We start from the raw sequence: 13,371 nt of genomic DNA, 5'->3' as shown, positions 1-13,371 counted from the left end.
GTAGCCGATGAAGAAAACCGTTAATCAAAAGGCTTGGTTCTTTGTGCTGCCTGTCGTGTTGCTGGTGGCCTTCAATGCCATCATCCCTTTGATGACGGTGGTGAATTATTCGGTTCAAGAGACCTTTGGCGACAATATTTTCTTCTGGGAAGGGGTCACGTGGTACGAGCAGATTCTCCATTCCGACCGATTCCATGACGCGCTTTTGCGCCAACTCCTTTTTACCGGCATCATTCTGGTTATCCAGATCCCTTTGGGGGTCGCAATCGCGCTCGCCATGCCGCGTAAAGGCCCATGGGTGTCTGTCTGCTTGGTCTTGATGGCGCTACCGCTGCTGATCCCCTGGAACGTGGTCGGCGCTATCTGGAATATCTTCGCTTTGCCGGATATCGGCCTACTGGGCCGCTCCATCAACGCACTGGGATTCGATTACAATTATACCCAGGACCCATTGGCGGCCTGGGCAACCGTGGTCCTGATGGATGTTTGGCACTGGACGTCCTTGGTCGTGTTGCTGGCCTATGCAGGACTGATTTCAATCCCCGATGCCTACTATCAAGCGGCCAAGATTGATGGCGCCCATGCCTGGGCGGTATTTCGTTATATTCAGCTCCCAAAAATGAAACGTGTCCTAACGATCGCCGTACTGCTGCGCTTCATGGACAGCTTCATGATTTACACCGAGCCTTTCGTATTGACCGGCGGCGGTCCGGGCAACGCAACGACGTTCCTATCCATTGATCTGGTGAAGATTGCTTTGGGGCAGTTCGATCTTGGCCCAGCGGCCGCGATGTCGCTTATCTACTTCCTGATTATCCTGCTGCTGAGTTGGGTTTTCTATACCCTGATGATGCGGAATGAGGAGCAGTGATGAGACGTTTTACCTGGCTTGTGCCGACGCTCTACATCTTCTTTCTGATGCTGCCAATCTATTGGCTGCTCAACATGTCGTTCAAAACAACGAACGAGATTCTGGGCGGATTCTCGCTCTGGCCGCAGGAGTTCACGCTAGAGAATTACATTAAAATTTTCACCGATCCGACCTGGTACAACGGCTACATCAATTCAATTCTGTATGTCGGCCTGAACACGGTGATTTCGGTCTCGGTGGCGCTGCCGGCGGCCTACGCCTTTTCACGGTACCGGTTCCTCGGCGACAAGCACCTGTTCTTCTGGCTCCTGACTAACCGCATGGCCCCTCCGGCAGTTTTTGCCCTGCCATTTTTCCAACTGTATTCGGCTGTCGGCTTATTCGATACGCATATCGCCGTCGCCCTGGCTCATGCCCTTTTCAACATTCCTCTTGCCGTGTGGATTCTCGAGGGGTTCATGTCGGGAGTGCCCAAGGAGCTGGACGAAACGGCTTACGTCGACGGGTACTCCTTCTGGCGCTTTTTCTTTAAAATTTTCGTGCCGACGATCACTGCCGGGATTGGTGTCGCCGCTTTCTTCTGCTTCATGTTCTCCTGGGTAGAACTGCTTTTGGCAAAAACCCTGACGTCTGTGGCAGCTAAACCTATAGCGGCCACGATGACACGAACGGCCAGCACCTCCGGGTATGAATTGGGATTACTGGCTGCGGCAGGCGCTCTAACCATCGTGCCGGGCGCGTTTGTTATCTATTTCGTCCGCAACTACATTGCCAAGGGCTTTGCCCTCGGGCGGGTTTAGGCAAGAGAGCGGGGAGGCTAGAGCGATGTTTTCACTTTCCTGGATGGCCTGGACCCTTCCCACTGCGGCGTTTTTCGTCTTTATCGTCTGTTGCCTCGCCGGCATGGCGGTGTGGGAGCATTACGTTCCCGGGGGCACGCCGCGCCGAGGCGTGCTTGGGCTGGAAACCACCCGCGGGGATCGGTTGTTCATTTCCCTGATCGGCGCTGCCTATGTCTTCCTCGGTTGGTTATGGGTAATGGGTACGCCGCTTTGGGCGCCTTTGGCACTTTCTATTCTGCTTGCCTTCGCAGTGTTCCGTTGGGTCTGAAATCGTCTTTAGTTTCACGCAACTGTGTTTTCACTTGATGAAGCCGGAGGCTGCCGTCCCCTGTGGAATACCATAGTCTCTCAGCTTGATGGTCGAGCGGAGTCCCACCCCTTGTTGCTATTCAGTTGGTCCTTTCTGATATTCCTACTCGCGCTTGCAGGGTGCGCCGTGCCGAATGCCGAGAGACAGCCGGGCGAGCCGCCACTGGAGGTCGGTAGGGTTATTTCAGGCGAGGTATCTGTGGTCAGAGCGGAAGTCTTGCGGATTGAGGGCCACGCACTTGCGCTTGTAGGGATTCTGGCTCCGCCGGTCGGACAGCGTTGCATTAGACCTGGCGGTAAGCGTTTTGACTGCGGTTTGATAGCTCAAACGGCATTGATGGACCTGACGGCGGGTGCGACGGCGCATTGTCGAATCGCACCTGGGACCGATGATGCGGGGCTACAATATGCCCGCTGCAGTATTCAGGGATATGATCTTTCGGAAGGCATGGTCTACACGGGCTGGGCGATCGCTTGGCCGCGCACCTTGCAACCTCTTCGCAGGCTTGAAGCAGGAGCCCGCAAGGATCGGCGTGGTATGTGGAACGGACGATTCGAGCCAGATTGGTTGCCTTCATTGGAGGGGGTATAGGGCAGTGTGAAAAAAAGCCTCCGGGAAATTGCCCCTAGTTGCTTGACAGGGGTGGGGGGCTAGAGTAGACCACGCCTGCGCCGCGGCAGAGCGGCGCGCCCTTCAAAGTAAGGGGGTGTAGCTCAGTCGGTTAGAGCGCTGGCCTGTCACGCCAGAGGCCGCGGGTTCGAGTCCCGTCACTCCCGCCACTTTCCCTCGACAAGATCCAATCCCCAGTCGTTCCGCGTAGGCGTTTTCGTGAAAGACGGCATATGGCCGGCGTAGCTTTCTTCAATTGGCGGCTCCGTTGTGGTACAGGTCTATCGATGGCGCATAACAATATAAGAAGCGCCGGAAAGTCGGGGGGGCGTTGGATACTTTCTTCGTACTGCTAGGAGCTCAGAAAGCGGGAACGAGTTGGCTCGGTCGTGTGCTTTCCGCACACCCCGACGTCTTTATGCCTGCCACTCAGGAAATTCACTACTTCGACACTAAACACGGGTTTTATGACAAGAATGAAACCTTATACCGTCGCCTGGGGTATGTGGAGCAGCGTCTCGCAAAGGCGGAAGCAGCCTCTCCGGAGAATGTGGCCAGCATAGTTGAGCTACGGGATCAGATAGAGATGCTGATCGACGCCGATTCCGACGACGCCTACCGGGCGTTTTTTGAGCGCTTTGGCAATGGCTACAAGGTTTGTGGGGAGAAAACGCCAAACTACAGCGTGCTGCCTCAAACAGCGTTCGATGAAATGGCGCGGGTTTACCCGGACACCCGAATGATGTTCATCCTTCGCAATCCTGTGGACCGTTTTTGGAGCCAGTTTAGGTTCCATGCCGATAGAGCGGAAAAGTCCGGTCGCCGCTTGAGCAGATTTACTGATCCCTTTGCCGCCCTTCGCCGAGGTTCTTTTGCGGTGAAGAGCGATTATCCGGCGGTCCTACGCAAGATGTTGCTCGCGACAGGGCGGGATCGCTGCTTCATTGAATATTATGAGAGAATTACCAATCTGCCGGACGCTGTTCGAGCGCTCTTTGAGTTTTTGAACCTGAGGCCAATTCCAACGCAGGAATTGGAGACTTGGCAAGCGCGCAAGGTCAATACGAGCCCTGCAATGGAAATGCCTGAAAAGCTTCGTCGTGCCGCCGTTCAGGAGCTAAGGCCAGTCTATGATTATGTATTTTCGCATATGGCAGGCGAGCCTCCCGCACAGTGGCTGCAAGATTATAACACCGCTTTGCCCGACTAGCCGCTCCTCGGCTCCGCTTCGGGTCATAGGGTCGGGGCATAAAATTTTCTCTCTTTGCGCCTTGCAGCGCTGTCGCACGTCGCTATAGTCGGCGCCGCGGGAACTATGGCACACCGTCGTGTGAAGCCTTAGTCTAGCAAGAGTGGGGCCGCCTTGGATCGCCTCTGGACGGAGGCGCCGAACTTGGCTATTCCCTGTGGCGCCTTGGTCACCGCACGGGCCGTTGGAGCAATGGAATGAATGAGTTCTTGGTCGAATATCTGCCGGTATTGATTTTCATCGGAATAGCCATTGGGCTTGCCGCTGTGATGGTGGGTGCTTCATACGTCGTTGCGCCGCAACGGCCCGACGCGGAGAAACTGTCGGCCTACGAATCCGGATTCGAAGCTTTCGACGATGCGCGGAGCCGTTTTGATGTGAGGTTCTACCTCGTCACATTGCTATTCATTATATTCGATCTTGAAATCGCTTTTCTGTTTCCCTGGGCAGTGAGCCTTGGCGAAATTGGTGTCTTTGGGTTCTGGTCGATGGTGATTTTTCTCGGCGTTTTGACGATCGGGTTTGTCTACGAGTGGAAAAAGGGAGCGTTGGAATGGGAGTGAAAATCCCCGTCGTGGCTGCAAATGAAGCGCCCTTGGCTCCCGGCGTCCAACAGGATGCCCTTTTAAAGACCGTGACCAACGAGTTGGAAGACAAAGGGTTCGTCGTCGCGCAACTGGACAAGCTGGCTGCTTGGGCGCAATCCGGGTCGCTTTGGCCCATGACCTTTGGGTTGGCCTGTTGCGCCGTGGAAATGATGCATACCGCCTGTAGTCGGTATGATCTGGATCGATTCGGGATGGTGTTCAGACCGAGCCCGCGGCAGTCGGATGTGATGATCGTGGCCGGCACTTTGTGTAATAAGATGGCGCCCGCACTGCGCAAGGTCTACGACCAGATGGCCGAACCGCGTTATGTGATTTCGATGGGCTCCTGCGCCAATGGAGGGGGGTATTACCACTATTCCTACTCTGTTGTGCGTGGATGTGACCGAATCGTACCTGTTGATATTTACGTACCCGGCTGTCCGCCAACCGCCGAGGCGCTGCTCTATGGCGTATTACAGTTGCAGAAGAAGATACGTCGGCAGGGCGGCCTGTCCCGCTAATCGTTTCAACCCGGGAAATGAGAAGGGCTTTCATGCTAGAAGCCTTGAAAGAGCTGGCAGATTACCTTGAGGCGAGCAGGCCTCGTGAGGTCTTGCGCAGCGAAATTGCATACGACGAGCTGGTGATTTGGACCGGTAAGGACGGGCTGGTTAAGCTGATGAGCTTCCTGCGCGATGATCAGAACTGCAAATTCAAGCAGATTTCCGACATCACTGCGGTCGACTACCCGGCCCGTGAACAACGTTTCGAGCTCGTCTACAACCTGTTGTCCTTTGCCCACAACATGCGGCTGCGCGTCAAACTTGCCGTGGGCGATGAAGAGTCCGTGCCTTCGCTGACACCGCTTTATCCCGGCGCGAATTGGTTCGAGCGAGAAGTATGGGACCTCTTTGGTATTTATTTTGATAACCACCCGGACTTGCGCCGCATCCTCACGGATTATGGATTTGAAGGCCATCCTTTGCGCAAGGATTTCCCGCTGACCGGCCATGTCGAATTACGCTACGACGAAACGCAAAAGCGGGTTGTCTACGAACCCGTCAAGTTGGTTCAGGATTTCCGTACCTTCGATTTTGTGAGTCCATGGGAGGGAATGTTGCGCTTGCCCGGTGATGAAAAGGCGGAGAAGCCGGCCGCGAGCAAATCCGGTAAGGAGGGGGCATCCTGATGGCTGAAACTAAAATCCGCCCCTTCACGCTTAATTTCGGTCCTCAACACCCCGCAGCGCACGGCGTATTGCGTCTTGTTCTGGAAATGGACGGTGAAGTCATCGAGCGCGCCGATCCTCACATCGGATTGTTGCACCGGGGGACCGAAAAGCTCATCGAATACAAAACCTACCTTCAGGCGGTGCCGTATTTTGATCGGTTGGACTATGTCGCACCGATGTCGCAAGAACACGCCTTTAGTCTGGCAACCGAGAAACTGCTAGGGATCGAAGTGCCGCTGAGAGGGCAGTACGTCCGCGTGCTGTACTGCGAGATTTCAAGGATTTTGAATCACCTGCTGAACGTCGCGACTTTCGCGCTGGACGTTGGCGCTATGACGCCGATTCTCTGGATGTTCGAAGAACGTGAAAAGCTCATGGAGTTCTACGAGCGGGCATCGGGAGCGAGACTTCACGCCGCCTATTTCCGTCCGGGTGGCGTGCATCAAGACCTGCCTGCCAGTTTGCTGGCCGATATTGCGACCTGGTCCAAAGGGTTCGAGAAATTGCTGGACGATGTCGAGGATCTGTTGACCGACAACCGTATATTCCGCCAGCGGACCGTCGATATCGGGGTGGTTACCGCGGACGATTGCTATGCTTGGGGCTTTAGCGGACCGATGCTGCGAGGTTCGGGCGTGGCCTGGGATCTTCGAAAATCGCAACCCTATGAGTGCTATGAAGACTTGGATTTTGATATTCCGGTCGGCAAGAACGGCGACTGCTTCGATCGTTACCTGGTTCGCATGGAAGAAATGCGCCAGAGCCACCGAATTATCGTGCAATGTCTGGAAAAAATGCCTGATGGACCGGTTTCGGTTACCGATAACAAGATCGTGCCCCCCAAGCGCGGGGAGATGAAACGTTCCATGGAGGCCTTGATCCATCACTTCAAGCTCTATACCGAGGGCTATCACGTCCCTCCCGGTGAAACCTATACGGCGGTCGAGGCGCCGAAAGGTGAATTTGCGGTGTTCCTGGTGTCGGACGGCTCGAACAAACCCTACCGATGCAAAATCAGGGCACCCGGATTTGCACACCTTCAAGCGATGGATTTTATGTGCAAGGGCCACATGCTGGCGGACTCGGTGGCCATTTTGGGTGCTATGGATATTGTTTTTGGGGAGGTAGACCGATGAACCTCAAGATTACCTCCTACCCGGCGCCCAAAACGAACGGCTTTGTGTTCTCTTCGGAGAATCTCGCCAAGGCCAAGGATTACATGGCGCGTTACCCGGAAGGGCGGCAGGCCAGCGCCGTAATTTATTTGCTCTACCTTGCGCAGGTACAAAACGGCAATTGGGTTTCTGACGCCTGTATCGAATACGTTGCCGAGCTTTTGGAGATGGCACCGATCCGGGTCTATGAAGTCGCCAGCTTCTACACGATGTTCAACCGCAAACCGGTCGGCAAGCACCTCGTCCAGGTTTGCCGGACGACGCATTGTTGGCTCAATGGCTCGGACGCTATTGCCAAAGCTTGTTTGGAGGCTGCGGGCACAACGCACCTGGGCGAAACCAGCAGCGACGGAATGGTGACGGTCCGTGAGGTCGAGTGTCTGGGTGCTTGTTGTAATGCGCCGATGTTTCAGGTGAACGACCGTGATTACTACGAAGACCTGACACCCGAACGGGCACAAGAAATTGTCGCTGCATTAAAGCGTGACGAGACGGTACAGCCAGGGTCTCAAAAAGGGCGGTTGGCGTCGGTGCCTGAAGGTGGCCCAACGACCTTGCAAGCTACTTTCGGGAAGGAGGGCGCCTGATGCTTTCCGATAAAGACCGCGTATTTTTGAACCTCTATGGACAGCAGGACTGGGGCTTGAAGGGCGCGCAGAAACGCGGCATCTGGGACCAGACCAAGAAGTTGCTTGATTTGGGGCCGGAAGGAATCGTCGAACAAATCAAAGCATCCGGACTGCGTGGGCGCGGGGGCGCAGGCTTTCCGACCGGTCTCAAGTGGTCTTTCATGCCCAAGCAGAGTGACGGGCGCCCGAGCTATCTGGTGGTCAACGCCGATGAATCCGAGCCTGGGTCCTGCAAGGACCGCGAGATCATGCGCAATGACCCGCACATGCTGTTGGAAGGCTGTCTTGTTGCCGGTTTCGCGATGCGCTGCGCAAAAGCCTACATCTACGTCCGCGGCGAATACTGGGAGCCTTGGTGCAGGCTTGAGGCGGCCGTGGCGGAGGCGCGCTCTGCCGGCTTGCTAGGTAAGAACGCCTGCGGTTCCGGCTATGAATTCGATATCGAAATACATCGCGGTGCGGGCGCATATATCTGTGGCGAGGAAACTGCGTTAATCGAATCTCTCGAAGGCAAGAAAGGTCAGCCACGATTGAAACCGCCGTTCCCGGCGGCGGTTGGGCTCTATGGCTGTCCTTCGACGGTCAACAATGTTGAAACCATCGCCGTTGCGCCGACCATTTTGCGGCGCGGCGCTGAGTGGTGGAGCGGTTTGGGACGGCCGAACAATACCGGCACCAAGATTTTCTCGATATCCGGTCACGTGAATCAACCGTGCAATGTCGAAGAGGAAATGGGGATTCCGCTCAAGGAGTTGATCGAAAAGCACGCTGGCGGCGTGCGGGGCGGTTGGGACAACCTGCTGGCGGTGGTGCCTGGGGGCTCTTCGGTTCCGGTCATCCCCAAGGATATTTGCGATAGCGTTTTGATGGATTTCGATTCGCTGCGTGAAGTTAAGTCCGGTCTGGGTACGGCGGCTGTGATGGTGATGGACAAGTCGACGGATATCGTCGAAGCCATTGCGCGTTTCAGTCACTTCTACATGCATGAATCCTGCGGTCAGTGCACACCGTGCCGTGAAGGTACGGGTTGGATGTTCCGGGTCATGACGCGCATGGTCGAAGGTCGGGCTGACGTGTCGGAAATCGATAGCCTGCTTGATGTGAGCTATCAGGTGGAAGGGCACACGATCTGCGCGCTGGGCGATGCCGCGGCTTGGCCGGTTCAAGGGCTGATCAGGCATTTCCGGCCGGAACTTGAAAAACGAATTGTCGATTACAAGAAAGCCCGCCAGACGGCGGCGGAGTAGGGCTTCATGCCGAAAATCACGGTAGATGGCGTTGAAATTGAGGTCCCCGCAGGGGTAACGGTCCTTCAGGCCTGCGAGATGGCGGGCAAGGAAGTGCCGCGCTTTTGCTATCACGACCGCTTGTCCATTGCGGGCAACTGCCGCATGTGTCTGGTTGAGATGGAAAAAGCTCCCAAGCCCATCGCCTCCTGCGCGATGCCGGTTGGTGACGGCATGGTCATCCGGACCGATTCGGAAAAGGTAAAGAAAGCCCGCAAGGGTGTGATGGAATTCCTGCTGATCAACCACCCGCTCGATTGCCCGATTTGCGATCAAGGCGGCGAGTGCGATTTGCAGGACCAAGCCATGGCATATGGCTTTGATCGCAGCCGATATGAGGAAAACAAGCGGTCGGTTCCAGAGAAGTACATGGGGCCGTTGATCAAAACAATCATGACCCGCTGCATTCACTGCACGCGCTGCGTTCGTTTCTCCACGGAGATTGGCGGCGTGGAGCAGATGGGGCTGTTGAACCGCGGTGAAAACGCTGAAATCACCAGCTTGGAGCAAGCGGTCAATTCGGAGCTTTCGGGCAACGTCGTGGATGTCTGTCCGGTGGGCGCGCTTACCAGCCGCCCTTATGCTTTTCATGCGCGCCCTTGGGAACTGCGCAAGACGCAGAGCGTTGATGTTATGGATGCGGTTGGCTCCAACATTCGTGTCGATGTCCGAGGTCGTGAAGTTCTACGTGTCCTGCCGCGCCTGCATGAGGGCATTAACGAAGAGTGGATTCACGATAAGACCCGGCACGCCATTGATGGCCTCAAGAGGCGCCGTCTCGACCGTCCCTATGTCCGCCGCGACGGAAAGCTGCAGCCAGCAACCTGGGACGAAGCCTTTGATGCGATCATTGAGGGCTTTAAGGGCTTGGGTGGTGATGAACTGGCAGCTATTGCCGGGGACCTTTGTGACGTGGAATCCATGCTCGCTCTAAAGGATTTCATGAGCGGTCTTGGCTCTACCAACATCGATTGTCGACAAGACGGTGCCAAGATCGGTAACGGCCCTCGCGGAAGTTATATTTTCAATACCTCGATCGCTGGGATTGAAGAGGCAGATGCTTGCTTGATCGTGGGCAGCAACCCGCGATGGGAAGCGGCCATGGTTAATGCCCGCATCCGCAAGCGGTTCTTGAAAGGTCGCTTTCCGATCGGTTTGATTGGACCGGCAGTCGATCTGACATATGACTATGCGCACCTGGGTGAGGACCCGAGCGCTCTGGCCGCGCTTGCCAAGGGCAAGGGTGATTTTGCCAAGGTTCTCGATCAAGCCGAGCGCCCGATGATCGTTCTGGGTTCCGGCGTGTTGGCGCGTGCTGACGGCGACGCCTTATTGGCTTTGGTTCGGGAGGTCGCCGAACGTTATGGCATGGTGAGCGACGACTGGAACGGCTTCAATGTTCTGCAGCGCGCGGCCAGCCGTGTCGGCGGTTTGGATATAGGCTTCTTGCCCGGCGAAGGTGGCCGCGACCTGACAGGTATCCTCGCAGGCTGTAAGGCGGGTGATGTCAAGGCCGTGTGGCTGTTGGGTGCGGACGAAATTCCGGCGGATCAATTGGGCAGTGCGTTCGCCGTCTATCAAGGCCACCATGGCGACGCCGGGGCGCATCGCGCCGATGTCATCCTGCCGGGTGCGGCCTACACCGAGAAGAATGGTACCTATGTGAACACCGAAGGCCGGGTGCAACTGGGCCGTCTAACGGTGTTTCCTCCCGGACAAGCGCGCGAGGACTGGACAATACTGCGCGCGTTGTCCGAACGCCTTGGGGAGCCTTTGCCATACGATAATCTTGGGCAACTGCGTCAACGGATGATCGAAGTGAATTCGGTTTTCGGTTCGCTTGATCAGATCGCTCCCGGGGCTTGGGGTGTGTTTGGCAAAGCAGGGACCGTGAACAAGGAGCCCTTCAGCCTACCGATCGAGAATTTCTACATGACGGACCCGATATCAAGATCGTCAGAGACCATGGCGGCCTGTAGCGAGGCCTTCGTCTGGAAGACAGGGGAGGCGACCGGGACCCATGGGTGAATTCTGGAGCGGCTACGCCTGGCCGACAATCTATATCGTCCTGCAGATTCTGGCGATCGTTGTTCCTTTGTTGGTAGCCGTCGCTTATCTGACCTATGCCGAGCGCAAGGTCATCGCAGCGATGCAGCTTCGCAAGGGCCCCAACGTCGTCGGCCCGCTCGGTTTGCTGCAGCCGTTAGCCGATGGCGTGAAATTGCTGTTTAAAGAGACGATTCTGCCGGTCGGCGCGAACAAGGTTGTGTTCATGGCAGCGCCGATGCTGACTTTTGCACTGGCGATGGTGGCATGGGCCGTGATTCCCGTCGGAGAGGGGTTGGTGATCGCCGACATCAACGTCGGTATCCTCTATCTTTTTGCGATCTCCTCCCTTGGTATCTATGGCGTTTTGATGGCCGGTTGGGCCTCGAACTCCAAATACCCCTTCTTGGGCGCGCTCCGCTCGGCTGCGCAGATGGTGTCTTACGAAGTTTCCATGGGCTTCGTCATTATCACAGTGTTGCTGTGTGTTGGTTCGTTGAACCTGACAGCGATCGTGGAGGCACAGCGAACCGTCTGGTTTGCCTTACCGCTGCTGCCGATGTTCGTGATTTTTTTCGTGTCCGTGCTGGCGGAGACGAACCGTGCGCCATTTGACCTGCCGGAAGGCGAATCGGAATTGGTGGCCGGCTATTTCGTCGAGTACTCAGCGATGAGCTTCGCACTCTTTTTCCTCGGCGAATACGCGAACATGATCCTGATGAGTGCGATGGTGTCTATCCTGTTTCTGGGCGGTTGGTTGCCGATCATGGACATTGCGCCGTTTAATTGGATTCCGGGGCCCATTTGGTTCGCCGGTAAGATTGCCTTGGTTTTGTTCTGCTTCCTTTGGGTGCGTGCTACCTTCCCGCGCTATCGTTACGACCAATTGATGCGCCTGGGATGGAAAGTATTTTTGCCCCTATCGCTGATTTGGGTCGTGCTGACGGCGGGCGTACTGGTGGCTTTCGATTGGGTGCCCGCATGACGATGAAAGAGGTTTGATCCAATGGCCTTTGTAGAGCGTAGTGTCAAATCGCTGTTCCTGTTGGAGTTGCTCTCCGGGATGTGGCTCACCCTGCGGTATTTCTTCAAGCCAAAGGTGACATTGAACTATCCTCACGAGAAGGGGCCGCTGAGCCCGCGATTCCGGGGGGAGCATGCCTTGCGCCGTTATCCGAACGGCGAGGAGCGCTGTATCGCCTGTAAGCTTTGCGAAGCGGTTTGTCCTGCGCTGGCAATCACCATCGAGGCGGAGCCGCGCGAAGATGGCAGCCGTCGTACGACGCGTTACGACATCGACATGACGAAGTGCATTTACTGTGGTCTTTGCCAGGAGGCTTGCCCGGTAGACGCTATTGTCGAAGGGCCAAATTTCGAGTTTGCCGCCGAGAACCGTGAAGAACTTTTCTATAACAAAGAAAAGCTTCTCGAAAATGGCGATCGTTGGGAACAGGAGATCGCTCAGAATCTGGCGCTGGATGCACCCTATCGGTGATCGGCAGCCAGATGACAGAGATGGGCCGGCCCGAGGGATGGGTCGGTGACTAGGAAAGGAACGGTATTTTGTTTGTCGTGAGAGAGAGGAAGGGCAGCCGGTCATGATCGTACAAGCCCTGGTTTTTTATCTCTTCGCCGCGATCACGGTGGCCTCGGCCGTAATGGTAATTGCGGCGCGAAATCCCGTGCATTCGGTCCTTTTCCTAATCCTTGCCTTCGTAAACTCGGCCGGATTGTTCGTTCTGATGGGCGCCGAGTTCTTGGGGATGATCCTGATTGTTGTATATGTCGGCGCGGTGGCGGTGTTGTTCCTCTTCGTCGTGATGATGTTGGATATCAACATCGTCGAGTTGCGGCAGGGGTTCCTTCAATACCTGCCTATCGGAGCTCTTGTAGGCCTGATCCTGCTGCTGGAGTTGGTCTTGGCACTGGGTGCGTGGGTTGTTTCGCCGGAAGCGGTCGCTGTCGCGCAACTGCCGATACCGCCCTTGTCCGAGGCCAGTAACACCCGGGCCTTGGGGCGTATCCTCTACACGGACTACATTTACCTCTTCCAAGCTGCGGGCTTGGTGCTGCTGGTTGCCATGATCGGCGCCATCGTACTGACCCTGCGCCAGCGCGAAGGCGTGCGACGTCAGTCGATCTCACAACAGGTTTCGCGCAAAGTCAGCGATTCCGTGGAGGTCAAGAAAGTCCCAAGTCGGAGTGGGGTGTGATATGTGGGAAATTGGCTTATCGCATTACCTCACGCTGGCGGCGATCCTTTTTACCCTGGGGATTTTTGGCATTTTCCTGAACCGCAAGAACGTCATCGTCATTCTGATGTCTCTCGAGCTGATGTTGCTGGCTGTTAACATCAACTTCGTGGCTTTTTCCACTCATCTGGGGGATCTGGTCGGTCAGGTGTTCACCATGATTGTCTTAACGGTTGCCGCTGCTGAAGCGGCGATCGGTTTGGCCATTCTGGTGGTCTATTTCCGAAACCGTGGGTCGATCGCGGTTGAAGACATCAACATGATGAAGGGCTGAGGCGCTAGCC

16 protein-coding genes and 1 tRNA gene are annotated in these 13,371 nt (G+C 56.0%); all 17 read left to right on the top strand.

Going from position 1 to position 13,371, the window contains the following annotated elements:
- The first annotated feature begins 7 nt into the window (after nt 1–7).
- The 17 genes from ABIE63_RS15955 (at nt 8) to nuoK (ending at nt 13,361) form a co-directional block, all read left to right on the top strand.
- Nucleotides 8–871: a carbohydrate ABC transporter permease gene (locus ABIE63_RS15955; RefSeq protein WP_183416662.1), complete on the top strand. Its 864-nt coding sequence runs from the start codon at nt 8–10 to the stop codon at nt 869–871.
- The gene (locus ABIE63_RS15950) at nt 871–1,671 is read left to right on the top strand and encodes a carbohydrate ABC transporter permease (protein WP_183416663.1); all 801 of its coding nucleotides are present in this window, start codon (nt 871–873) and stop codon (nt 1,669–1,671) included. Before ABIE63_RS15955 ends, ABIE63_RS15950 begins: the two co-directional genes overlap by 1 nt.
- 25 nt (nt 1,672–1,696) lie before the next feature.
- On the top strand, nt 1,697–1,981 hold the full coding sequence (locus ABIE63_RS15945) for a DUF2160 domain-containing protein (protein WP_354505918.1): 285 nt from the start codon (nt 1,697–1,699) through the stop codon (nt 1,979–1,981).
- 111 nt (nt 1,982–2,092) lie between these two features.
- The gene (locus ABIE63_RS15940) at nt 2,093–2,614 is read left to right on the top strand and encodes a thermonuclease family protein (RefSeq protein ID WP_354505915.1); all 522 of its coding nucleotides are present in this window, start codon (nt 2,093–2,095) and stop codon (nt 2,612–2,614) included.
- A gap of 111 nt (nt 2,615–2,725) precedes the next feature.
- Nucleotides 2,726–2,802 (top strand) — tRNA-Asp (locus tag ABIE63_RS15935).
- Between the two features lie 161 nt (nt 2,803–2,963).
- Complete coding sequence (locus tag ABIE63_RS15930; protein ID WP_354505912.1) at nt 2,964–3,842, top strand: sulfotransferase; 879 nt, start codon at nt 2,964–2,966, stop codon at nt 3,840–3,842.
- 236 nt (nt 3,843–4,078) lie between these two features.
- Complete coding sequence (locus tag ABIE63_RS15925; protein ID WP_354505909.1) at nt 4,079–4,444, top strand: NADH-quinone oxidoreductase subunit A; 366 nt, start codon at nt 4,079–4,081, stop codon at nt 4,442–4,444.
- Nucleotides 4,435–4,989: an NADH-quinone oxidoreductase subunit B family protein gene (locus ABIE63_RS15920; RefSeq protein WP_183416668.1), complete on the top strand. Its 555-nt coding sequence runs from the start codon at nt 4,435–4,437 to the stop codon at nt 4,987–4,989. The genes ABIE63_RS15925 and ABIE63_RS15920 overlap by 10 nt, the downstream gene beginning before the upstream one ends.
- Before the next feature lie 32 nt (nt 4,990–5,021).
- A complete protein-coding gene (locus ABIE63_RS15915) occupies nt 5,022–5,657 on the top strand; it encodes an NADH-quinone oxidoreductase subunit C (protein ID WP_183416669.1) in 636 nt (211 codons plus the stop codon).
- Nucleotides 5,657–6,835, top strand: coding sequence for an NADH-quinone oxidoreductase subunit D (locus ABIE63_RS15910; protein ID WP_183416670.1), 1,179 nt, complete (start codon nt 5,657–5,659; stop codon nt 6,833–6,835). Before ABIE63_RS15915 ends, ABIE63_RS15910 begins: the two co-directional genes overlap by 1 nt.
- Nucleotides 6,832–7,461 carry an NAD(P)H-dependent oxidoreductase subunit E gene (locus tag ABIE63_RS15905; RefSeq protein ID WP_354505904.1) on the top strand — a complete coding sequence of 210 codons (630 nt, stop codon included), beginning with the start codon at nt 6,832–6,834 and terminating at the stop codon, nt 7,459–7,461. Before ABIE63_RS15910 ends, ABIE63_RS15905 begins: the two co-directional genes overlap by 4 nt.
- Nucleotides 7,461–8,750 carry an NADH-quinone oxidoreductase subunit NuoF gene (gene nuoF, locus ABIE63_RS15900; RefSeq protein ID WP_354505901.1) on the top strand — a complete coding sequence of 430 codons (1,290 nt, stop codon included), beginning with the start codon at nt 7,461–7,463 and terminating at the stop codon, nt 8,748–8,750. The genes ABIE63_RS15905 and nuoF overlap by 1 nt, the downstream gene beginning before the upstream one ends.
- Nucleotides 8,751–8,756: 6 nt before the next feature.
- Entirely contained in the window at nt 8,757–10,817 is a 2,061-nt protein-coding gene (nuoG, locus tag ABIE63_RS15895; RefSeq protein ID WP_354505898.1) for an NADH-quinone oxidoreductase subunit NuoG, read from the top strand.
- Complete coding sequence (gene nuoH / locus ABIE63_RS15890) at nt 10,810–11,820, top strand: NADH-quinone oxidoreductase subunit NuoH (RefSeq protein WP_354505895.1); 1,011 nt, start codon at nt 10,810–10,812, stop codon at nt 11,818–11,820. The genes nuoG and nuoH overlap by 8 nt, the downstream gene beginning before the upstream one ends.
- Before the next feature lie 21 nt (nt 11,821–11,841).
- Nucleotides 11,842–12,330 carry an NADH-quinone oxidoreductase subunit NuoI gene (nuoI, locus tag ABIE63_RS15885; RefSeq protein WP_183416675.1) on the top strand — a complete coding sequence of 163 codons (489 nt, stop codon included), beginning with the start codon at nt 11,842–11,844 and terminating at the stop codon, nt 12,328–12,330.
- A gap of 103 nt (nt 12,331–12,433) precedes the next feature.
- Nucleotides 12,434–13,048, top strand: coding sequence for an NADH-quinone oxidoreductase subunit J (locus tag ABIE63_RS15880; RefSeq protein WP_183416676.1), 615 nt, complete (start codon nt 12,434–12,436; stop codon nt 13,046–13,048).
- 1 nt (nt 13,049) lies between these two features.
- A complete protein-coding gene (gene nuoK, locus ABIE63_RS15875; protein WP_183416677.1) occupies nt 13,050–13,361 on the top strand; it encodes an NADH-quinone oxidoreductase subunit NuoK in 312 nt (103 codons plus the stop codon).
- Nucleotides 13,362–13,371 lie beyond the last annotated feature (10 nt).

Source organism: Limibacillus sp. MBR-115 (assembly GCF_040549425.1).
GTDB classification, from domain to species: Bacteria; Pseudomonadota; Alphaproteobacteria; order Kiloniellales; family CECT-8803; genus Limibacillus; species Limibacillus halophilus.
This window is presented reverse-complemented; position numbering and strand designations above follow the sequence as displayed.

What these genes read in the sequence shown, in the direction of transcription:
- ABIE63_RS15955 (WP_183416662.1), top strand. Translation starts at nt 8, where the DNA reads ATGAAGAAAACCGTTAATCAAAAGGCTTGGTTCTTTGTGCTGCCTGTC.
- ABIE63_RS15950 (WP_183416663.1), top strand. Translation starts at nt 871, where the DNA reads ATGAGACGTTTTACCTGGCTTGTGCCGACGCTCTACATCTTCTTTCTG.
- ABIE63_RS15945 (WP_354505918.1), top strand. Translation starts at nt 1,697, where the DNA reads ATGTTTTCACTTTCCTGGATGGCCTGGACCCTTCCCACTGCGGCGTTT.
- ABIE63_RS15925 (WP_354505909.1), top strand. Translation starts at nt 4,079, where the DNA reads ATGAATGAGTTCTTGGTCGAATATCTGCCGGTATTGATTTTCATCGGA.
- ABIE63_RS15920 (WP_183416668.1), top strand. Translation starts at nt 4,435, where the DNA reads ATGGGAGTGAAAATCCCCGTCGTGGCTGCAAATGAAGCGCCCTTGGCT.
- ABIE63_RS15915 (WP_183416669.1), top strand. Translation starts at nt 5,022, where the DNA reads ATGCTAGAAGCCTTGAAAGAGCTGGCAGATTACCTTGAGGCGAGCAGG.
- ABIE63_RS15910 (WP_183416670.1), top strand. Translation starts at nt 5,657, where the DNA reads ATGGCTGAAACTAAAATCCGCCCCTTCACGCTTAATTTCGGTCCTCAA.
- ABIE63_RS15905 (WP_354505904.1), top strand. Translation starts at nt 6,832, where the DNA reads ATGAACCTCAAGATTACCTCCTACCCGGCGCCCAAAACGAACGGCTTT.
- nuoF (WP_354505901.1), top strand. Translation starts at nt 7,461, where the DNA reads ATGCTTTCCGATAAAGACCGCGTATTTTTGAACCTCTATGGACAGCAG.
- nuoG (WP_354505898.1), top strand. Translation starts at nt 8,757, where the DNA reads ATGCCGAAAATCACGGTAGATGGCGTTGAAATTGAGGTCCCCGCAGGG.
- nuoH (WP_354505895.1), top strand. Translation starts at nt 10,810, where the DNA reads ATGGGTGAATTCTGGAGCGGCTACGCCTGGCCGACAATCTATATCGTC.
- nuoI (WP_183416675.1), top strand. Translation starts at nt 11,842, where the DNA reads ATGGCCTTTGTAGAGCGTAGTGTCAAATCGCTGTTCCTGTTGGAGTTG.
- ABIE63_RS15880 (WP_183416676.1), top strand. Translation starts at nt 12,434, where the DNA reads ATGATCGTACAAGCCCTGGTTTTTTATCTCTTCGCCGCGATCACGGTG.
- nuoK (WP_183416677.1), top strand. Translation starts at nt 13,050, where the DNA reads ATGTGGGAAATTGGCTTATCGCATTACCTCACGCTGGCGGCGATCCTT.